The sequence below is a fragment of the Actinacidiphila rubida genome (assembly GCF_900110255.1).
Classification (GTDB): Bacteria; Actinomycetota; Actinomycetes; order Streptomycetales; family Streptomycetaceae; genus Actinacidiphila; species Actinacidiphila rubida.
The window spans coordinates 28784-47432 of record NZ_FODD01000020.1 but is presented as its reverse complement, the minus strand read 5'-3'; the positions used below and the strand labels follow the sequence as shown (position 1 = coordinate 47432).

At 73.2% G+C, this 18649-nt stretch carries 19 protein-coding genes; 10 read left to right on the top strand and 9 right to left on the bottom strand.

All coding sequences use genetic code 11. The features are described 5' to 3' along the window. Positions 1-75: 75 nt before the first annotated feature. Positions 76-321, bottom strand: coding sequence for a lactococcin 972 family bacteriocin (locus tag BMW99_RS42170; RefSeq protein WP_245791557.1), 246 nt, complete (start codon positions 319-321; stop codon positions 76-78). Positions 322-1170: 849 nt separating this feature from the next. Between BMW99_RS42170 and BMW99_RS20510 the strand changes: the two genes are divergently transcribed. Continuing rightward, positions 1171-3537 carry a GH92 family glycosyl hydrolase gene (locus tag BMW99_RS20510; RefSeq protein WP_079138377.1) on the top strand — a complete coding sequence of 789 codons (2367 nt, stop codon included), beginning with the start codon at positions 1171-1173 and terminating at the stop codon, positions 3535-3537. 142 nt (positions 3538-3679) lie between these two features. On the opposite strand, the gene BMW99_RS20505 is transcribed toward BMW99_RS20510, so the two are convergent. Next, positions 3680-4201: a GNAT family N-acetyltransferase gene (locus tag BMW99_RS20505; protein ID WP_069463343.1), complete on the bottom strand. Its 522-nt coding sequence runs from the start codon at positions 4199-4201 to the stop codon at positions 3680-3682. 301 nt (positions 4202-4502) lie between these two features. Here BMW99_RS20505 and BMW99_RS20500 point away from each other — a divergent pair, with 301 nt between their 5' ends. Both BMW99_RS20500 and BMW99_RS20495 read left to right on the top strand, forming a co-directional pair. Further along, a complete protein-coding gene (locus tag BMW99_RS20500) occupies positions 4503-5006 on the top strand; it encodes a hypothetical protein (protein ID WP_069463348.1) in 504 nt (167 codons plus the stop codon). A 102-nt stretch (positions 5007-5108) separates the two neighbouring features. Next, positions 5109-5417 (top strand): DUF7677 family protein, encoded by a 309-nt coding sequence (locus tag BMW99_RS20495; RefSeq protein ID WP_069463344.1) that lies wholly within the window; start codon positions 5109-5111, stop codon positions 5415-5417. Positions 5418-5515: 98 nt separating this feature from the next. Here the strand turns inward: BMW99_RS20495 and BMW99_RS20490 are convergent, their stop codons facing one another. Both BMW99_RS20490 and BMW99_RS20485 read right to left on the bottom strand, forming a co-directional pair. After that, a complete protein-coding gene (locus BMW99_RS20490; RefSeq protein WP_069463345.1) occupies positions 5516-6043 on the bottom strand; it encodes a DUF6985 domain-containing protein in 528 nt (175 codons plus the stop codon). 163 nt (positions 6044-6206) lie between these two features. Then, positions 6207-7013, bottom strand: a complete 807-nt coding sequence (locus BMW99_RS20485) for a hypothetical protein (protein WP_075017297.1) — start codon at positions 7011-7013, stop codon at positions 6207-6209. A gap of 225 nt (positions 7014-7238) precedes the next feature. Between BMW99_RS20485 and BMW99_RS20480 the strand changes: the two genes are divergently transcribed. From BMW99_RS20480 to BMW99_RS20470, 3 genes are all read left to right on the top strand, one after another. Beyond that, positions 7239-7673, top strand: coding sequence for a nuclear transport factor 2 family protein (locus BMW99_RS20480; RefSeq protein ID WP_069466079.1), 435 nt, complete (start codon positions 7239-7241; stop codon positions 7671-7673). Between the two features lie 198 nt (positions 7674-7871). Next, entirely contained in the window at positions 7872-8468 is a 597-nt protein-coding gene (locus BMW99_RS20475; RefSeq protein WP_141726359.1) for a hypothetical protein, read from the top strand. A 115-nt stretch (positions 8469-8583) separates the two neighbouring features. Beyond that, on the top strand, positions 8584-9303 hold the full coding sequence (locus BMW99_RS20470; protein WP_075017296.1) for a class F sortase: 720 nt from the start codon (positions 8584-8586) through the stop codon (positions 9301-9303). Positions 9304-9350: 47 nt separating this feature from the next. On the opposite strand, the gene BMW99_RS20465 is transcribed toward BMW99_RS20470, so the two are convergent. Beyond that, positions 9351-10067, bottom strand: a complete 717-nt coding sequence (locus BMW99_RS20465; protein WP_069465985.1) for a VOC family protein — start codon at positions 10065-10067, stop codon at positions 9351-9353. A 168-nt stretch (positions 10068-10235) separates the two neighbouring features. On the opposite strand from BMW99_RS20465, the gene BMW99_RS20460 reads away from it, so the two are divergent. After that, on the top strand, positions 10236-11477 hold the full coding sequence (locus BMW99_RS20460; protein ID WP_075017320.1) for a glycosyltransferase: 1242 nt from the start codon (positions 10236-10238) through the stop codon (positions 11475-11477). Positions 11478-11702: 225 nt separating this feature from the next. On the opposite strand, the gene BMW99_RS20455 is transcribed toward BMW99_RS20460, so the two are convergent. Further along, positions 11703-12947 carry a LuxR C-terminal-related transcriptional regulator gene (locus BMW99_RS20455; protein WP_143080549.1) on the bottom strand — a complete coding sequence of 415 codons (1245 nt, stop codon included), beginning with the start codon at positions 12945-12947 and terminating at the stop codon, positions 11703-11705. 121 nt (positions 12948-13068) lie between these two features. Between BMW99_RS20455 and BMW99_RS40765 the strand changes: the two genes are divergently transcribed. Continuing rightward, positions 13069-13803: a hypothetical protein gene (locus BMW99_RS40765; protein WP_143080548.1), complete on the top strand. Its 735-nt coding sequence runs from the start codon at positions 13069-13071 to the stop codon at positions 13801-13803. Positions 13804-13995: 192 nt separating this feature from the next. Further along, positions 13996-15105, top strand: a complete 1110-nt coding sequence (locus BMW99_RS20445; protein WP_075017293.1) for a hypothetical protein — start codon at positions 13996-13998, stop codon at positions 15103-15105. 86 nt (positions 15106-15191) lie between these two features. Here BMW99_RS20445 and BMW99_RS20440 read toward each other — a convergent pair whose 3' ends face one another. The 3 genes from BMW99_RS20440 to BMW99_RS20430 all read right to left on the bottom strand — a co-directional run bounded on the left by BMW99_RS20440 (position 15192) and on the right by BMW99_RS20430 (position 17451). After that, positions 15192-15584 carry a RidA family protein gene (locus BMW99_RS20440; protein ID WP_075017292.1) on the bottom strand — a complete coding sequence of 131 codons (393 nt, stop codon included), beginning with the start codon at positions 15582-15584 and terminating at the stop codon, positions 15192-15194. Between the two features lie 317 nt (positions 15585-15901). Next, the gene (locus BMW99_RS20435; protein WP_075017291.1) at positions 15902-16639 is read right to left on the bottom strand and encodes an SDR family oxidoreductase; all 738 of its coding nucleotides are present in this window, start codon (positions 16637-16639) and stop codon (positions 15902-15904) included. Between the two features lie 83 nt (positions 16640-16722). Beyond that, entirely contained in the window at positions 16723-17451 is a 729-nt protein-coding gene (locus BMW99_RS20430) for an SDR family NAD(P)-dependent oxidoreductase (RefSeq protein WP_069466759.1), read from the bottom strand. A 140-nt stretch (positions 17452-17591) separates the two neighbouring features. Here BMW99_RS20430 and BMW99_RS20425 point away from each other — a divergent pair, with 140 nt between their 5' ends. Then, positions 17592-18635: a sigma-70 family RNA polymerase sigma factor gene (locus BMW99_RS20425; RefSeq protein WP_069466758.1), complete on the top strand. Its 1044-nt coding sequence runs from the start codon at positions 17592-17594 to the stop codon at positions 18633-18635. Positions 18636-18649: the final 14 nt, after the last annotated feature.

Here is an 18649-nt window from a genome sequence, read left to right as displayed (position 1 = left end):
CGGGCAGGCTCAGAGCGGCGCACCAACCTACCCCATGTTCGGTGGAGTTACCGCCGGGTGGGGTTCAGCGCCTGGCTAGTCGACGCTGTAGTAGGTGGAACAGGTGTAGGCGAATCCCGCGGTGAGGTTCGCCTCGGAGACGTCGCCGGCCAGGGCGTGCACGCGGCGCGTGCCGCCCGCGAGTTTCACCGTGGACGCATGCCCCTTCGTCTCCTGCAGGTAATTCGAGTAGCAGAACTTCTGAGGCGGCGTGAGCCCGGTCGAGTACCAGCCGTAACACCAGGTCCCCCCGCTGGACGGGTTGGTGCACGCTTCCGACATCGGGCTGACGGTACCCGCCGAGGCGCTCATCGTGAACGTCACCTCACCCCATTCCGAGGGGTTGCCCAACTCCGCGGGCGGCTGGGTGCCGTCCCCGCGGTGGTGGACGGTGACGGTGGCTCCTGAGGCACCGGCAGTGACGGCGGCACCGGAGTGATGAGCATCCGCGGTGGCCGGCGCCGCGACAGCTCCAACCGCCAGGACCGCGCTCGAGACGGCGAATATGACGGATCTCCCGTTGATCTTCACGAAATCCCCTCCCCTGATTCCCCGTGTTGGGAACGGAATCGATCCTATGAAGGCCCGCACTCGACCGTAAAGGGAGGTTCAACTCATTGACCGAAAACCTCTCCGCCCACTTCATGCATCCTTGTCCAGACATGCCCGGCTTTCATGGTGCATGCAACAAGGCAATTGCATCAATATTTCTTTGAAGGCTGAACATCCACACGTCCGAAGTCCGTCTCCGCCAGCCTTGGCCGCTGGCCGAAATCAGGCACCCGCTCACACGGGAGCGGATTATCGGATTCCGAAATTCCGGGAGCCTGACACGATCCGCAATGGTGAATGCATCGGATTTGCGGCGGACCTGACGTCATTCATTCCCGTCCGCATCGAGGCATGAATCGGCGATGACCCCAGCGCAGGACCGCCGACCCGAGGCCGGATGCGACGTCCGGAAACGACCGCACGGCGCGCCACTCCACGGCGACCGCCCACCCCGGCGCGCAGGCGCCGGGCCGCCCGGGACGACCGCAACGCATGAGCCTGGGGGGATTGACGGTGCAGCGCCAAGCGGCCAGGATCGGTCGGGCGGGACTGACAACGTTGTCGCACGGAAGGATCGCCATGAGAGCGTGGAAACGCGTGGTTGCCGCCCTGGCCTTCGCCACCACCGTCACCGTGACCTCCGCCACCACCGGCGGCTTCGCGGACGCCGCCGACGCGGGGCCGAGATTCGCCAAGGACCCGACCACGCTGGTCGACACCTCGATCGGCAACAACGGGGACGGGACCACCTTCCCGGGGGCCGCGGTCCCGTTCGGCATGGTGCAGTTGAGCCCGGACACGCAGCTGAACCACTACGCCTCGTACGACTACGCCCAGAACAGCATCCTCGGCTTCAGCATGACCCACCTGTCGGGCGTCGGCTGCCAGACGATGGGCAACTTCCGGTTCATGCCGACCACCGGCGCCGTGACGTCGTCGGACCCGGCGCAGTACGGCGCGACGTTCAGCCACGACCACGAGACGCGCGCACCGGGCTACTACGGCGTGACGTTCGACAACGGCATCAAGAGCGAACTGAGCGCGACGGAGCGGACCGGCCAGCAGCGCTACACCTACCCCGCCGGGTCGGGGCAGGAGAACGTGCTCATCGAGGCCGGCCAGAGCAACGGCAGCACCTACGCCGGTGACGTCCACGTGGTCGGGAACGACACCGTGGAGGGCTGGCTGCAGGGGGGCAACTTCTGCGGTGAGACCGGCAAGGAGCGCTACCGGATCTTCTTCAGCGCCAGGTTCGACCGGAAGTTCGCGAGCTTCGGCACGTGGACGGACGACACGCTCACGCCGAACCAGCGTGACGCGTCGCGCGGCAGCCAGCGCGCGGGTGCGTGGGTGACGTTCGACCCGGCCAAGGGCGGCGGCCAGGTGGGCGCCTCCGTCGGCCTCTCCTACACCTCGATCGACGGCGCGCGCCTCAACCGCACTGCCGAGCAGCCGAGTTCCTTCGACAGGGCCCGCTCCGCCGCGCACGCGTCGTGGCAGGACGAGTTGAACCGGATGCGGGTGGCCGGTGGCAGCACCGCGGACCAGCGGACCTACTACACCGCGCTGTACCACTCGCTGCTGGACCCGGCGATCGGGTCCGACGTCGACCACCGCTACCGCGGCTTCGACGACAAGGTGCACCAGGCCGACTCCACCTACTACCAGATGTTCTCGCTCTGGGACACGTACCGCTCGCAGAACCAGCTGGTGGACCTGCTGGAACCCGGCCGGGCCGCGGACATGGCCAAGTCCGTGCTGCACATCTACCAGGACGGTGGATGGTTGCCGCGCTGGGCGCTCGCCAACAGCGAGACCAACGTCATGAGCGGCGACCCGATCACTCCGTGGATCGTCGACATCTACAACCGCGGCCTGCTGGACGGCAGTACGGCGAACCAGCTCTTCGACGCGCTGTGGAAGAACGTCAACGAGGTCCCCGCCGACCAGTCGATCTTCCGCGGCCGTGACGGCAATCCGTCGTACGTGAAGAACGGCTGGGTGGCCTACCAGAACCTGCCCGGCTACACGTACGGCGACAGCCGGCAGGCGGGCTCGGCCACGCTCGAGTACGCGCTCGCCGACTGCGCGTTGTCCACGATGGCGAAGAGCCTGGGGCAGCAGGACAAGGCCGCGACGCTCGCCTCGCGCTGCGACGACTTCACCAAGCTCTGGGAGCCGGGCGTCACGTCGCAGGGCTTCACCGGGTTCCCGGTGGCGCGGAACGCCGACGGCTCCGTCGCCGGCGACCCCGACCCCACGCAGAGCGCCCCGTTCCACGAGGGCACGGCGTGGCAGTACCAGTGGCTCGCCCAGCAGGACCCGGAGACGCTCTTCGGGCTCATGGGCGGCCAGGCGCAGGCCGAGCAGCGGCTCGACAAGTTCTTCGACATGCCGACCGTGCTCACCGACCCGGCGAAGGCCGCGCAGGACTCCTGGGTGACCGGCGCCTACGACTACCACAACAACTTCGCGTTCAACCCGAACAACGAGCCCGACTTCAGCGCTCCGTGGATGTACACGTGGACGGGCGCGCCGTGGAAGACCTCGGCCGTGCTGCGCGCGCTGCGGACGCTCTTCACGGACAACGCGTACGGCATGCCCGGCAACGACGATCTCGGCGCCACGTCGTCCCTGCTCGTCTTCGCCATGGCCGGCATCTTCGAGGCGCAGCCCGGTTCCGCGACGTACGTGATCAGTGCGCCTATGTTCGACAAGGTCGAGATCCGGCCGGCGCACGGGCACACCATCGCGATCAACGCGCCCGGCGCCGACGCGTCGAAGATGCAGTACGTGTCGTCGGTGAGCACGAACGGTGGTGCGCTGAACCAGAGTTGGCTCTCCCACCAGGACCTGCTCCGGTCCGGCACGATCAACGTCAACCTCTCGTCCCAGCCGACGAGTTGGGGCGTGAACGCGGCCCCGCCCGCTCTGGCCCGGGACTGAGCCCAGGCTCACCCTGGCCCGGGTGTGAGCCCGGGCTCGCCCTGGCCCGGGTGTGAGTTCCGCCCGCCCTGACACTGAGCCCGGTGCGGCCCTCGCTCCGAGGGGCCGCACCGGCACGGCTCACCGCCTGGGACTCACGGTCTCAGTCCCGGCTGAGGCACCGCTGCCAGCGGATCTCGCCTTCGTGCCGTTCGTCCGTGGGCGCGAGCCCGACGGCGGCGGCCACGGCGGCGGACGCCCGGTGGTCGGGGTGGACATGGGCGATGACGGCGTGGACCGGCTGTCCGCTCAGCCAGCCGACGAGTCCTGCGGCCGCTTCGGTCGCAAGCCCTCGCCCTTGCCACGGGGTTCCGACCACCCAGGCGACCTCGGCGACCGGGCCGCGCGCGGATGGGCTGACGGTGGCCTGCACCGTGCCCGTCAGGCAGGACTCCTCACGAAGCCGGATCACCCAGTTCAGCCAGGACACGGCCGGGTCCGGAGAGCCGGCGGTGATGCGCCGGTAGCGCGAGCGCAGGGCGTCCGGCGTGTCCGGAGCACCGCCGATGAACGTGTGCAGGGCCGGGTCCGACAGCACGAGCGCCATCTCGTCCGCATGCTCGACGAGGAGCGGCAGCAGGTCCAGCCGCCCGGTCCTGATGCGCCCGGCCCTCAGTGCGCTCACGCCGCGGCCGTCCCCGGGCCCCCGACGAGCCGGCCGCGCCCCGAGCGGGCCCGCAGCGCTCTGCCGGTGGACGGGACCGTGCCGTAAGCCCTTTCAGGGCGATCTCCTGCGACGGGCGCCTGCTGGTTTCTCACCGCACGACGATCCCACAGCCGCGGGGCCCGTGGCACAGCTGCCGGCCGCGGATCGGATGGCTGCCGCGCCGGGAGACCGGCGCCCCTTCTCGTAGCGGTGATCAGCGTGAGTCTCGCGGAGTCGAATGGTGATGCATCGGTCCGACGGTCGACCGCATAATCTCCGCATGGCCCGGCACTCCGCGCGGTTCCGAGACCCGCGCAGCACCGAGTACGACGTCATCAGCCTGATCCTTGTGCGATGTCCGGCTTGCGGGCGGGCCGCACGCGTCATCCCGGCCCCCGACGACTCCGGGCGGAGAAGTCGAGCGCTGTTCTTGCCGAGGCGCATGGTGTGTGGCAATTGCGGTCTGTCGCGGAAGTGGAGCGGCCGTCACGTGACGTTGGTGCATGGCACGGTTCAGCGCGCGACGGATCCGTATTTCGGTGCACCCCTGCTGCTTCAGGTCCGCACTAGAAACGGGTGGCTGTGGGCGTACAACCTCGAACACCTCGACGTGATACGCCGTTTCGTCCAAGCCTCGCTTCGAGAGCGAGCACCCTGGTACGACACCGGCCGGAAGATGACGCTGGTGGCCCGCCTTCCGGTGTGGATCAAGCGGGCGAAGAACCGGGACGAGATCCTGCGTGCCGTCAGCCGCATTCACGCTTCGCTCAGCGCGACGGCCTGAACTGCTTCCGCAGGGCCTCGCTCGCCCCGGTTCTGCGGGTCCCTCAGGCGCGCGCGGCCGCCCACGCGTCCCCTCCCCTTCGGGCAGGCCTAGGGTCATCGCATGCCCGCACATCTCAGTCACGGCACCTCGCGAGCCATTCGTCGCTTCGCCGGATGGCTCGCCCGTGGCTCGGTCGGTCACCCGATGCTGGCCGGGATCGACTACTGGGAGCACCTGAGGGAGTCGCCCTCGCAGATGGAGATCTGCTTCGCCATCTTCGCCAACGTCCTCGAACTGGACGGGCAGGGGGAGCCGGTGAACGAGAAGTACGCGGAGCGTCGCGCTGCGGCGTGGCTCTACCAGTACTGCACGGGACAACTCCCCCCGGGAGAGGCGCGCTTCGAGCCGTGGGAGTGCGAACTCCACTGACTCCGTGAACGCCACCGCACACCGATTCCAGGGACTTGCGCGCGGGGAGCTCCCGGCGAAGGAGGACCAGTGCGGTCGGACCTCAGCGCTGCGGGACCTTAGCCGAATCGGTGGTAGACGACGTCAGCGAGATCAGCGCGGCCGAAGGCGGAGACGTTGGTGAGGTGACTGTCGAATGGGCCTACCTTCGTCACCGAGCAACCGCCGCGGAACACGATCTGAAGACCGTGCTCGGGCTCCCAAGCGCATTCGCACTCCGCTGAGACATATACCTGTCGGTCGCCATGGGCGTCCCGCTGGACGGTCACCTCACCGCCGGGCCGGACATGCGACCAGACGTCGTCCGGTCCGGCGATGGACACGAGGCCCTCATCGCCGCCCACCTCGGCCTTCACATCCAGGTAGTACTGGAAGACCGGCACGGAAGCGGACCTCAGGGCCGACTCGCCGAGCCCCAGAAACGCACTGATGGCCGCCTCGAAGTCGACCTTCGCCTCGTCGTCGTCATAGCCCACGACGACGAATCGGCAGGGGGCGTGCCCGAAGACCGGAACGGGAAGCGACCGGCTCACGTAGTCGCCGAAGTCAGCATCGAGGGTGACAGGACCGAGGCCGACGATCTCCATGGGCGCACTCTAGGGCTTCCGTCGAGGCTTCCAAGCCTCAGCCTCTCTCCGGCTCAGCCGCGGCGACGATGGTGGCAACGTGCCGCCCCCAGTGTGGGGACGGGCCAAGCCCGGCTTCCCGGTGAGGCGTTGCGGGAACGCGTTCGCGTTCGGGACCCGGGGGTCAGCTGCGGCGCCACCATCGGGGGCGCTTGGATGCGGGGAGCGGTGGGGCAGGGGTGTGCGGCTCGGGGGCCGGTTCAGGGGCGGGGGCGGCGAGGGCGGAGAGGGCGGTGCGGATGCGGTCGAAGGTCGCGATCGTGTGGCTGCCTTCGCCGGGGAGGGCCACGCCCAGGCACAGCATCGTGAACCTGTCGCCGCCCAGGCCGCGGCTGAAGAAGACCGGCGCACCGACGCACCCTCGCGGCAGGTCGCCGATCCACCGGATGTCGCCGCCGCTGCCGGTGCGGGCGACCTCGCCCATCACGACGGCCTGTTCCCGGGCGTCGTCGGCCTCTTCGGCGAGGTGACCCAGCGCGTAGGCCGCGACCGGGGTCGCACCGATGCCGGCCAGGTCCTCTTCCCTGGCCGCGATGCCGTCGGTGATCTCGTCGGTCGTCCAGTGCCACCCCTTGCGAGCGCCGTGGGCGTGCAGCCCGGAGGTCGGCATCACCGCGACGCCCAGACCGTCGAGGTGAATCCACTGGTCGGCGAAGTCCGGCATCAGCAGCTTCGTGGCACTCATCGTGGGCGCGCACAGCTGGGGGCGCAGGGTGAACTCGGCGAGATCGATCCGCGAAGGCTCACCCGCGGTCACGAGGTACTGCCGGACGACCTCCTCTTCAGCCGTGGTCTCCACAAGCTCGTTGAACCAGAAGGCGGTTGCGTGGCGCTCGTCGCGGTGAGCCCGCTGGAGGGGGAGCGTCGCACGACCGGCGTGGTCGACGATCGCGTTGATCGTCGCGGTGTGAAGGCCTTGGAGTTCGGACATGGGGCGAGAGCCTAGCGAGGTGCGAACGGCGGGCGGCGCGGATGTCGCGGTCGCCGTGGCACGGCCGGGTCGACCGACGATCGGGGCTCGCTCCGTTCCGGCTCGACGGGGGATGCAGCCGCGATCCATCCCTCACCGCGGTCGCGCCCGTCGTCCTTGCGCGCTGTTCGGCGGTCACCGAGCATCAACTCCGTATCCCCGCGTGCACCGATGAAGGGCGGCTCCATGTCCGAGGAGTACCGAGACCGCGCCGCGATCGTCGACGTCGCCGTCGCGTACGCGACGGCCCTGGACACCAGGGACTGGACGTTGCTGGGGAGCGTGTTCGCCGAGGACGCGTCCTGGGCGTACAGCGGTTCCGGCGAGCAGGTCCGCGGGCGGGACGCGATCCTGGCCCGGCTCAGCGCCGGCATGGGCCACTACGACGCCACTCATCACCTCAACGGCAACCATGTCGTCGTCGTCCACGGCGACGAGGCCGAGCACACCTGCTACTTCCAGGCCCAGCACGTCCGCCGCGGCCTGCCCGGCGGGGAGAACCTCCTGGCGGGGGGCCGTTACGAGGACCGGCTGCGCCGCACCCCGGACGGCTGGCGGATCACCCACCGCGAGGTCACCAAGGTGTGGAGCGAGGGGAACCCCGCGGTGAGCTCGTCCTGACCCGGGCCGAGCCGACCAGAACTGAGCTGACCTGGGCCGAGCCGAGCTCAACGCACGTTGGAGCGGCCGGGATCCGGTGCAAAGACGTATATTTTCTACTGATCCCTCTATCGGCGGATACACAGCACTCTTCTGCGCGGGACACTGCTGCCCGGAGGCCGGCGATCCACGTCGGCTCCTGGTGCACGAGGAGGACTGATGTCGGCAGAGAGGACGGCCGGACGGCCGGGAAGGGGCGTGCCCCGCGGGGTGAGGGCCTGGGCCGGCGTGGCGGTCGTGGCCGCAGCGATGACGGTGGCGGTGGCCGCACCGGCGCAGGCCGCTGGGGGAACTGCGGGGACACCGTTCAAGGGGCGGAGCGAGGGCGGGAGCCTGCTCCTGAAGGACGGGGACATCGTGGCGTGTGCCGGTGTCGGCCAGTTGCAGGTCGCGCAGAGCGACGGCACCATCCGCGGCACGGGTGGCGCCGGGACGACCTTCACCACGCCCGCCGGGACGAAGGTCGTGACCGTGGTCAAGGGGACGGTGAAGGTGACCGTCCAGGGGGTCACCGCGCGTGTCACGTGCGGCAGCCAGGGATTCCCGACCACCTCGGCGTTCGTGCCGAGCGGCAGCTTGAAGGGCGGGGTGGACGCCGGGTCCGGCGGGTCGCCGGCCGGCGTGAACACCGCCGAACTCGCGGGTGGGGGCGCGCTGGTGGCCTCCGGCCTCCTCGGTCTGGCCGCGCTGCGCCGCCGCCGCGCCACCGTGACCGTCCGCGGCGACGTCCGCACCACCGTCCGCGGCGACGTCTGATCCGCCCGGCGGTACGGAGTCGCGTCACCCGAGGGCACGAGGCCCATGACCGTGGGGCGCGGGCGACGCAGCCGCGCCCCACAGACCCACAGCCGGCCGCTGGGGAGGGCATCGCATGAGGTCCCACCGACCGTTGACGCGGGCCGCGGTCACCGTGGTGGCGGTAGCCGCGATCGGGGCCGGCGGCTGGCTGGCCGTGGACGGCCTGCACGCCAGGAACGCACCCGCGCCGCCCGCGCCGCCGGTCCCGTCCGCGGCCGACGCGCTTCCCGTGACGACCGGCTCCGCACCCCCGGACTCCGCGGCTCCCAGCCGCTCCCCCGCCCCCGCGCCCCGGACGAGCACCCCCGCGCCCCGGCCGCCGAGCGCCATGGCGGACGCGCCGCCCGTCCGTATCCGGATTCCCCGCATCGGGGTCGACGCCCCCGTGATGCCTCTGGGCGCGGACGCCGCGGGGCACTTGCAGGTACCGCCGGCGGAGAAGGGCGAGCTGGTCGGCTGGTACGAGGGCGGCCCGAGTCCGGGCGCGGCCGGGAACGCGATCATGGACGGCCACGTGGACACGACCCGGGGCCCGGCCGTCTTCTACGGCCTGGGCGCTCTCCACAAGGGCGCCACCGTCCTGGTCACGCGCGCCGACCGGAGCGTGGCCGTGTTCTCCGTGTACGCCGTCGAGGTCTACGCCAAGGCCGCGTTTCCGGACCAGCGGGTGTACGGCCCCACGCGTGAACCGGAGTTGCGCCTCCTCACCTGCGGTGGCGGCTACGCGAGGGCCACCGGTTACCTGGGCAACGTCGTGGTCTACGCCCGCCTGACGGCCGCTGGCCAGTCGTAGCACGACGCTCGCTGCCCGCGGCTCCCTCGCGTCGTCGAGCAGGACCGCTAGCGGGCCGGGCGGAGGCAGAACTCGTTGCCGTCGGGGTCGGTCATGGCGATCCAGCCGGGCGCGCAGGGGGCGGTGTCCGCGCGGGCCGCGCCGAGGGAGACGAGGCGGTCGGCCGCGGACGCCGGGGCGCCGCCGGACGGGACCGCGAGGTCGAAGTGGAGGCGGTTCCTGCCGTGTTTGGGCGCCACGGGCGGGCCGCCCCAGGTGACCTTCGGGCCGCCGTGCGGCGAGCGGATCGCCGTCTCCTCGTCCTGGTCCCACACCAGCGGCCAGTCCAGCGCCTTGCTCCAGAAGTAACCGACCGCCTGGGAGCCGTCGGAGGAGACCGCGCCGATGAACGGGCAGCCGGCGAGGAAGGAGTTGCCCGCCGGGATGACGCAGAACTCGTTGCCCTCGGGGTCCGCGAGGACGACGTGGCGCTCCTCGGGACGCTGGCCGATGTCGATGTGCCGCGCGCCGAGGGCGAGGGCGCGGTCCACCGTCTCCTGCTGGGTCTCCGGGGTGCGGCTCGTGAGGTCGAAGTGCATCTGGTTCTGCCGCGACTTCGTCGCCTCGGTGGGCAGGAAGCGCAGCCGGAACCCGGTGTCGTCGGCGGGGAGGACTGCGGGGCCGTCCACCTCGTCGGTCCGTTCCCAGCCGAGGAACTCTCCCCAGAAGCGGGAGAGTTCCTGGGGGTCGTTCGCGTCGAAGCAGAGCGCGTCGATTCGGGTCATGCCGCTCCGCACCTCCGATCCATGCGTCGTCGTCGCAGCCGGGACACGACGGCCGCGCCCGCACGGGACTGCATGGTCAAGGGACGCTAGGCGGGGACGCCCGTGCCACGCAACGTATTTGCGGGGGCCTCGCCGGGGGCCATACTGATCACCGTGCGTGTGGCGATCATGACGGCGGGTTCACGGGGCGACGTCGCGCCGTACACCGGGCTCGGCCACGGTCTGGCGCGGGCCGGCCACGAGGTGACGGTGGTGACGCACGAACGGTTCGCCGGCCCGGTGGCCGCGGCCGGGCTCGGCTTCCGCGCCGTTCCGGTCGATCCGCGGGCGGAGTTGGCGTCGCGGTCCGGCCAGCGGCTGCACCGGTCGTGGAGCCCGGCCGGGAAGCTGACCCGGCTGCTGGGACTGGCGCGTTCGCTGGTCGGCGAGGTGGCGGAGGCCCTGCTGGCGGCGGCGGTCGACAGCGAACTCCTGCTCGTCAACGGGGCGGTGGCACCGCTGGGGCAGGTGATCGCCGAGGGCCTGGACGTGCCGTGCGTCGGCGTCTACCTGCAACCACTGTCGGGGACCCGGGAGTTCGCACCGCCGATGATCGGCACCGGGTCGTGGGGCGGCCCGGCCAACCTGCTGGGCGCCGGCGCGGTGAGCGCGGCGCTCGACCTGGTCTTCCCGGACGCCTGCCGCGCGCTGCGGGCCCGGTTCGGGCTGCCCCGGCGCGGCGTGCGCGCGACCCGGCGGGCGTACGAGCGGGCGGACTGGCCGGTCTTCCACGGCTTCAGCCCGCTGGTGGTCCCGCGCCCCGCCGACTGGCGCCCGGGGCTGGCGGTCACCGGGTACTGGTGGCCGCACGAAGCCCCCGGGGCCCGACTCCCGGACGACGTCGAGGAGTTCCTCGCGGCGGGTCCGCCTCCGGTCTTCGTGGGGCTGGGCAGCGCGACGGTGCCGGACCCGGCGGAACTGAGCGCGGCCGTGGCGCGGGGGCTGCGCGCGGCAGGGGTGCGCGGCGTCGTCCAGCGGGGCTGGAGCGGGCTGCGCGCCGAGGGCGACGACATGCTGGCGGTCGGGGACGTGCCGCACGGCCTGCTGTTCCCGCGGATGGCCGCGGTGGTGCACCACGCGGGTGCCGGGACGACCGCGGCCGGACTGCGGGCGGGAGTGCCGGCCGTCCCGGTGCCGGTCCAGTTCGACGCGGCGTTCTGGGCCCGCAGGCTGGCCTCGCTCGGCGTCGCGCCGCGACCGGTCCCGTTGCGCCGGCTGACCGCGGACGCGCTGGGCGCGGCCGTGCGCGAGGCGATCGGCGACCCGTCGTACGGGCAGCGGGCGACAGCCGTGGCCGAGGCGATCCGCGCGGAGGACGGCGTGCGGCCGGTGCGGGAGGCAGTGGACCGACTGGCCCTGGGCGCGACGTGACGGCCGGCGCCCCAACTTCCCACTGGGGCGCCGGTCTTCGGCCGGCCTCCACCCGGGCGGACCGGGCCGCGGCCCACGCTGAGCCCGACGGACCGCCCGCGGCCCGCACTGAACCCGACGGACGGGCGTACGCGACGCCCCCGGTGCCACCCGGGACGAACGCCGGTCCGGGCCAGGGCCGCCCGGTCGCCACCGGCGACGAACCGCCGCCGCGTACCCCCCGCCTCAGTGACCGGCCGCGTCGACGAGCCGTCCGTCCGTCGAGAGGGGCGGGTGCGGCAGGGCCGGCAGGTAGTGGCGCAGGAAGAGGGTTCCGGTCAGCTCACGCCGGCTGCGCACGCCGATCTTGTCGAACACCTTCCGGAGGTGGTCCTGGACGGTGTACTCGCTGATGTGCAGCGCCGCGGCGATCTCGGCGCCGGCGCGGCCGAGCAGGACCTGCTGCGTCACGTCCCGTTCGCGCTGGGTCAGGCCGTAGGCGTCGAGGACGAGGGCGGCCAGCTCGCTGGGCTGGCTGGGGGTCAGTGCCGCGTAGGTGACCTCCTCGCCGGGCGGGCCCTGACGCCACGCGCTGAGGGTGATCCAGCGCCCGCTGCGGGCCCGCACCCGCGCCGAGACGGTGGCGCCGTCGGCGGCGTGCCCGGCCTGCTGGAGGATCGCGGAGAGCGTGTAGGAGGAGGTCCGCTGCCCGGCGCGGTGGTCCTCGGCGAGCTGTCCGAGCCAGTATGCGGCGGTGGGACTGACGGAACTGACCTGCCCGTCGCGGTCGGTGACGACGAGTCCGGGGGCGCCGGGCGCGCCGGCGCTGTCGACGCCGCTGAGCAGCAGGGCCCGGCGCAGTGCGGTGGCGGCGGGTCCGCTGACGGCCGCCGCGCGGCGCACGTCCTCGGCGGTGAAGGGGCGCGAGCGCGGTCCGCGGCACAGGACGAGCAGGCCCCAGGTGCGTCCGTCGGCCTTGAGGGTGACGCGCAGTTCGTCGGACAGGCCGGCCGGGGCCAGGATGTCGCGGTAGTAGGTGCCGCCGGTGTGGGCCGGGGCGCCGCCCGCTGACTGGCTGAGCAGGCTGGTGGTGCCGGGACGGGCGGCGAGCGCACGTATGTGCTCGGTGCCTTCCTGGGTGCCGTGCTCGATCTCGAAGAGCCGCGGCATGAGTTCGGCCGGGAAGCCGTGTTCGTGGAGGCCTCCGGTGTCGAGGAGCGTGGCGGGGTCGAGCATCACGCCGCACCACACGTCGGCGGGTACCTGGCGCAGCAGGTCGGCGCTGGCGGCGGCGAGGGCGTCGAGCGGTTCCTGCGGGCGACCGGGTGCGCGGGACCCGCGGGCGTCCCGGGGCTGCCGCGCGCGGTCGGGCCGGGGCGTGCCGGGGCTCTGTGCCGAGGGGGTGGCGGGGGAGGCGGGAGACGGGGGGACGGGGGCGGCGGGCCGAGAAGCGGGCGGTCGCTTGCCGGCCGGCTGGCCGTTGCCTGACATGCCTGAAGCGTAGGAAATATCCCAGGGATCTGGGATGGGTTGTGCCGTATTGGTGCCCCTATCGTGAACCCGGGGACGGCCTCGGACGGACGGCCGGTCAGGGGGATCGAAGGGGGCGGGTGTGAAGCGGACGTGGCGCCGGGCGGTGTGGCCGGCGGTTCCGGTGGTGCTGGTGGTGCTGGCCGGCTGTGGCGGCGGCTCCCATGGCGAGGACGGGGGTCTGCCGACGCCGACGGGCCCGGACACGTCGGTGACGGAGCCGGCCGATGACGTGTCGTCGCCGTCGACGGACCCGGCGACGGACGGCACCTCGTCCGGTACGGACGACGGCGGCACGCCGGACAACGGGGGAACGCCGTCGGACGACGGCGGGTCCGGCGGGTCCGACGCCTCGGGAGGGTCGGACGGAGGGTCGAGCGGGGGTTCGGCCGGGGACTCCGGCGACACCACCCCGACCGTGCCGGGCGAGGTGCGCGCGACCGGTCTGACGCAGTTCGAGATGGTGCAGGGCCGGCCCGCCTGGCAGTCCGCGGCGCAGAACCGGGCGGCCAACTCGGTGCTGGACCTGTATCCGAACGGCTCGTTCAGCTTCACCACGGTCGACACGGTGGGGGTGCCGCTCGGCGGGTCCTACACGGTCTCCGGCTCCGAGGTCGACTTCGAGGGCCAGTCGGTCACGCCGGGGCCCGCGGGCAGCACGACGCTGGAGATCCAGGGGAGCGTCGATCTCGGCGCGCACACGATGACGCTGCACTGGGTCGCGTCGTCCGGCATGGGCGCGGTGGTGGACGGCCAGAGCTTCGCGTCGGCGAACTCGGTGGCGTGGAACGCGGACGTGCCCGTGAGCTTCGGCTGACCCGGGCTCGGACGCGGGTTCGGACGCGGACGCGGGTTCGGACGCGGGCGCGGCTGGGCGAACGGCAATCCGCCGCCCACCACCGGCCACCGGCCACCGGCCACCGGCCACCGGCCACCGGCCACCGGCCACCGGCCACCGGCCACCGGCCACCAAGGATCAGGGATCAGGGATCAGGGAGGGGAGGGCGCGATGACCGCTCAGGTCGCGCGGACGATGGGCCAGGGGCTGACCCGGCTGGAAAGCTACCTGCCGAGCACGCGCGGAGCGACGCTCTTCGGTGAGGTGCGGCGGATGCTCGACCACGCCCCGGAGGCGCAGCAGGCCGCACAGCGGATGGTGGACGAGGCGGCGTCGTTCGGGGCGGCGGCCTCCGGCCGGCTCGCGCGGTACACCAACGAGCGCAACCGGACGTTCTGGGAGCGCAACTTCGGGGTGTCGCCGCGCAAGCGGGCCGAGGAGGCCGAACTGGTGGAGGCGCTTGCCGCGCTGGGGGGCGTGGTCGGGGGCGGCCTGGCCCGGGCGAAGGTCCGCCACGACGACCGGCGGCGCCGCGAGGCGGTCGGCCGGCTGGTGTGGCAGGTGGTCAACGTTGCGGCGCTGGCGCGGGGTTCGGTGAACGCGTACAACGACGCGCTGCGCTGGCGGGTGCTGGACGCGCTGGAACTGGACCCGCGAACGCGTGACCAGCTCGCGGCGGCCCCTGTGCCCGCTTCCCAGCAGGCGCTCGTCGTCCCGCAGTTGGAGCCGGACGCGCGGGACGCGGTGGCGACGTACGCGTTCCACGCGTACGCGAACGCGGTCGGCGAGGAGGAGGCGGCGCGCCGCATCGTGCCGCTGCTGGTGCGGCTGGGCATGTCGGTGAGCGGGGGCGAGCACTTCGCGCGGACCGCCCGCGTCCAGTACCGCTCGGAACTCGACCCGCTGGCGCACCACTACAGCGTGCTGCAGGTCGCGGTCGCCGGCATCGGGCGCCACCTGTTCCTGCCGGTCGACGTGATCGCCGACGCGGTGCGGCGGGTCGTGGCGTACGACCCGTACGAGGCGGCCCGCGCGGAGAACCGCCGGATGGTGCTCCAACTCGTACAGGCGGGAGGCGGGTTGGGCGCGCTGGTGTCGGGCGGCACGGTCGGGCCGGCGATGAGCATCGCGACGGCCGTCGCGCAGCAGGTGTTCGGCCCGGCGGCCGCGCCGCCGGCGGCCGTCGGCAGCGCGTTCGCGGCGTTCGGGCAGCAGGCCGCCCTGCCGGCGCCGGCCGTCCAGTCGTGGCTGGCCTGGAACGGGCAGGGCCCGCCCGCCTGAGCCCGCCGCGTCCGCCACCCGTCCGCCGCGTCCACGGCGTCCGCCACCCGCCCAGCGCGTTCAGTGCGTCCCCGAGCTGACCGGGATCAGGTGGTGGGCAGGACGGCCAGCGCCTCGACCTCCAGCAGCAGTTCGGGGCGGAACAGCGCGGCGACCTGGACGGCCGTGCTGGCCGGCGGGCTGGCGGTGTCGACGTGCGCGTCGCGGGCCTCGCGGACCGCGGGCAGGAACGCCACGTCGGTGACGAAGAAGGTGAACTTGACGACGTCGGCGAAGGTGGCGCCCGCGGCGTCCAGGCAGCGCCGGAGGTTCTCGAAGACCTGGCGGGCCTGCGCCGCGGGGTCCCCCACGCCGACGACCTCGCCCCGCTCGTCCAGGGCGATCTGACCGGACACGGCCACCAACCGGCCCTCGCCCAGCACGACATGGCTGTAACCGGTGGCGGGGGCGACCCCTTCGGGTGCGATGTGGGTGATCATGCGCCCACGATAATCGGCCGCCCCCGCCCAGGAAGGGCGGATGACGCCCCGCCCCCGCGGCGTCGGACGTCCGCAGGGGCGGGGCGGGAGTGGGGACGAGCTACGGGCAGGTGCCGGCGAAGGCCGGGCGGGTGACCACGTCCGTGTCGGAGGCGCGCTGCCAGGTGGCGGTGGGGGCCAGCACGTCGGCGGTCGGAGCGGCCTGGACCTTCACCTTCTCCGGGCCGCTCCACGAGCCGAACGCGCCCCACTACGCAGCCGTGTCCCCGCCGCCGGCCGGCCACCCCGGGGCGGCCGGCAGCGGGGCGGTGGCCCGGTCACAGGGGGCGCAGGCGGCCCTCCGCGGTGACGATCAGGGCGGTGGCCCCGGCGGGCCCGGCGCCGCCGGCGAGGGCGAGGATGCCGCGGGCCACGGCCGGCGGGTCGAGGGGGACGGGGTAGTGGGCGGCCAGGTAGTCCGCGGGAGACTGGCCGTCCTGCGCGCCGTACGCGGCGGCCGCCGCCTCGCCGATGGGGGTGCCGGCCACCAGCTGGCCGGGGACGAGCGCGACGAAGCGGATGCCCGACGCGCGGGCGTCGGCGGCGCCTTGGAGGTATCCGGCGAGGAACATCTGCATGCGCTTTGCGCCCGCGTAGCCGCCGGACAGCGGCGACCCGCCGAGGGCCGCGCCGCTGGAGACGATCACCACGGTCGAGCCGGGCCGCAGCGGCCGGGCCAGCACCGCGCGTCCCACCTCGTAGGCGATGCGGACGTCGACGTTCCAGGCGGCCGAGAACGACTCCCAGTCCTGCGCGGCGACCGGCGCCATCCGCGGGCGGGCGCCGGCGGCGACCACCACGAGGTCCGGGTCGGCTTCGGCGAGCAGCGCGGCGACCTGCGCCGGATCCGTGGCGTCCCGTTCGCGGCCGGCCGCCAGGACGCGCGCGCCCGCCGCGCCGAGCGCGTCGGCGGCGGCCCGCCCGATGCTGCCCGCGGCGCCGATGACCAGCGCGCTGCCCGGCGTGGTCCTGGTGTCGGTGGTGTCCGGGGCGGTGTGTGCGGGGGTGGTGCTCATGGTCGTGCCTCCTGCGGTCGGAGCGCGATGAGAGTCTGGCCAGCGAGTGGCCGGGGTGGGGCCGGAGCGCGGCCTGAAGTCGTTCAGAGCGCGGCCGGCAGGCCCGTCGGCATCTCGGCGAGCCGCCGGGCCAGCGCCTTGACCATGCCGCCGCGCCAGCCGTCGGCCAGTTCCGCCGACATCGGGTCGGGGAAGATCTCCTCCTCGTCCTTCTCCACACCGTCGAAGACGGCCTGCGCCACGGCCCTGACCGGCGCCTTCGGCACGTCCAGGTCCCGGGTCATGTCGGTGTCGACGGGTCCGGTCATGACGGCGTGCACGCGCACGCCGCGGTCGGCGAGCAGCACCCGCAGCGACTGGACCAGGGAGAACGCGGCCGCCTTCGACACCGAGTAGGCGGGCAGCACCGGCAGCGGCGCGAGACCGTTCACCGACAGGTTGGCGACGAGGGCGCCCCGGCTCCGCAGCAGGTGCGGCAGGAACGCCCGGGTGACGTCGAACGTCCCGAACAGGTTGACGGCCAGGTGGCGTTCGAGGGCGGCGCGGTCGTCGAGGACGTCGGGCAGGGCGACGCCGGCGTTGGTGACCAGGACGTCGAGGGACTCCACCCGCGCGGCGGCGTCCCGCACGGCGTCCTGGTCGGTGACGTCGAGGGTGAGGGGGGTGATCCGCGGGTCCCAGGCGGTCAGCGGACGGCGGGTGCCGACGTAGACCCGGGCGGCTCCCCTGGCCAGGGCCTCGTCGACGAGTCCCCGGCCGATGCCGCGGTTGCCTCCGGTGATCAGGACGGTGCGATCGGTGATGGTCGTCATGGCGATATGTCTCCTCGGTGGCGCGTCCGTGCGGGGCGCACGGTCCGTTCACTGGTGGAGACCCGGCGGCGGACGGGGATTCGCCGATGATTTCCGCGCCCGGACGGTGTCCTTACAGCGGAAGGCGGGAGGTGTCGTCGATGGGACAGGTGGCGGCGGGCAGGAGGCCGGCGCCGTGGCCGGCGCTGGCACGGGCCAGGGCGGGCGACGGTGAGGCGTTCCAGGAGCTGACCGAGCCCTATCGCAGGGAGCTGCAGCTGCACTGCTACCGGATGCTCGGGTCGGTGCAGGACGCGGAGGACGCGGTGCAGGAGACTCTGCTGGCGGCGTGGCGGGGGCTGCACGGGTACGAGGGGCGGGCCTCGGTCCGGGGATGGCTGTACCGGATCGCGACGAACCGGTGCCTGAACGTGCTGCGCGACGCGGGCCGCCGGCCGCGCCCGGTGCTGCCGGCCCGTCCGCCGCTCGCCGCGCCGGAGCCCACCGGCCGCACCGAGCCGCGCTGGTACGAGCCGTATCCCGACGATCTGCTGGCGGAGCTGCCGGACGCGGCGCCCGGGCCCGAGGCCCGCTACGAGGCACGCGAGTCGCTGACGGTGGCGTTCGTGGCGGGGCTGCAGCGGCTGCCTCCCCGGCAGCGGGCGGTGCTGGTGCTGCGGGACGTGCTGGGGTTCCGCGCGGCGGAGGTGGCGGAGCTGCTGGACGCCAGCGGGGTGTCGGTGAACAGCGCCCTGCTGCGGGCCCGCGCGTCGCTGGACGGTCAGCTGCCGCGGCGCGACCGGGACCGGGCGCCGCTGCCGCGCTCGGCGCGGGAACGGGCGCTGGCCGGGCGGTTCGCGGCGGCGATCGAGGAGGCGGACGTCGAGAAGCTGGTGGCGCTGCTGACGGACGACGCGCGGCTGACGATGCCGCCGGAGCCGCTGGAGTACCGGGGCCGCGCGGCGATCGCCGGGTTCTACCGGGCGCTGCCGTGGTGGGGGTCTGGCGCGCTGCGGCTGCGGCCGGCCCGGGCCAACGGCGGCCCGGCGTTCGGCGCGTACCTGAGCGGGCTGGGCGGTGGGACGGGGCACGCCTACGGGCTGGTGGTGCTGACGCTGGCGGGCGACGGCGTCGGGGCCGTCACGCGCTTCGGCGACAACGCGTTGCTGCCGCGGTTCGGCCTGCCCGCGGAGCTGCCGGGCTGACGCCCGCGCGGGTA

Coding starts and splice junctions, on each gene's coding strand:
- BMW99_RS42170 (WP_245791557.1), bottom strand. CDS start 321: ATGTCGGAAGCGTGCACCAACCCGTCCAGCGGGGGGACCTGGTGTTAC.
- BMW99_RS20510 (WP_079138377.1), top strand. CDS start 1,171: ATGAGAGCGTGGAAACGCGTGGTTGCCGCCCTGGCCTTCGCCACCACC.
- BMW99_RS20500 (WP_069463348.1), top strand. CDS start 4,503: ATGGCCCGGCACTCCGCGCGGTTCCGAGACCCGCGCAGCACCGAGTAC.
- BMW99_RS20495 (WP_069463344.1), top strand. CDS start 5,109: ATGCCCGCACATCTCAGTCACGGCACCTCGCGAGCCATTCGTCGCTTC.
- BMW99_RS20490 (WP_069463345.1), bottom strand. CDS start 6,043: ATGGAGATCGTCGGCCTCGGTCCTGTCACCCTCGATGCTGACTTCGGC.
- BMW99_RS20485 (WP_075017297.1), bottom strand. CDS start 7,013: ATGTCCGAACTCCAAGGCCTTCACACCGCGACGATCAACGCGATCGTC.
- BMW99_RS20480 (WP_069466079.1), top strand. CDS start 7,239: ATGTCCGAGGAGTACCGAGACCGCGCCGCGATCGTCGACGTCGCCGTC.
- BMW99_RS20475 (WP_141726359.1), top strand. CDS start 7,872: ATGTCGGCAGAGAGGACGGCCGGACGGCCGGGAAGGGGCGTGCCCCGC.
- BMW99_RS20470 (WP_075017296.1), top strand. CDS start 8,584: ATGAGGTCCCACCGACCGTTGACGCGGGCCGCGGTCACCGTGGTGGCG.
- BMW99_RS20465 (WP_069465985.1), bottom strand. CDS start 10,067: ATGACCCGAATCGACGCGCTCTGCTTCGACGCGAACGACCCCCAGGAA.
- BMW99_RS20460 (WP_075017320.1), top strand. CDS start 10,236: ATGACGGCGGGTTCACGGGGCGACGTCGCGCCGTACACCGGGCTCGGC.
- BMW99_RS20455 (WP_143080549.1), bottom strand. CDS start 12,947: ATGTCAGGCAACGGCCAGCCGGCCGGCAAGCGACCGCCCGCTTCTCGG.
- BMW99_RS20445 (WP_075017293.1), top strand. CDS start 13,996: ATGACCGCTCAGGTCGCGCGGACGATGGGCCAGGGGCTGACCCGGCTG.
- BMW99_RS20440 (WP_075017292.1), bottom strand. CDS start 15,584: ATGATCACCCACATCGCACCCGAAGGGGTCGCCCCCGCCACCGGTTAC.
- BMW99_RS20435 (WP_075017291.1), bottom strand. CDS start 16,639: ATGAGCACCACCCCCGCACACACCGCCCCGGACACCACCGACACCAGG.
- BMW99_RS20430 (WP_069466759.1), bottom strand. CDS start 17,451: ATGACGACCATCACCGATCGCACCGTCCTGATCACCGGAGGCAACCGC.
- BMW99_RS20425 (WP_069466758.1), top strand. CDS start 17,592: ATGGGACAGGTGGCGGCGGGCAGGAGGCCGGCGCCGTGGCCGGCGCTG.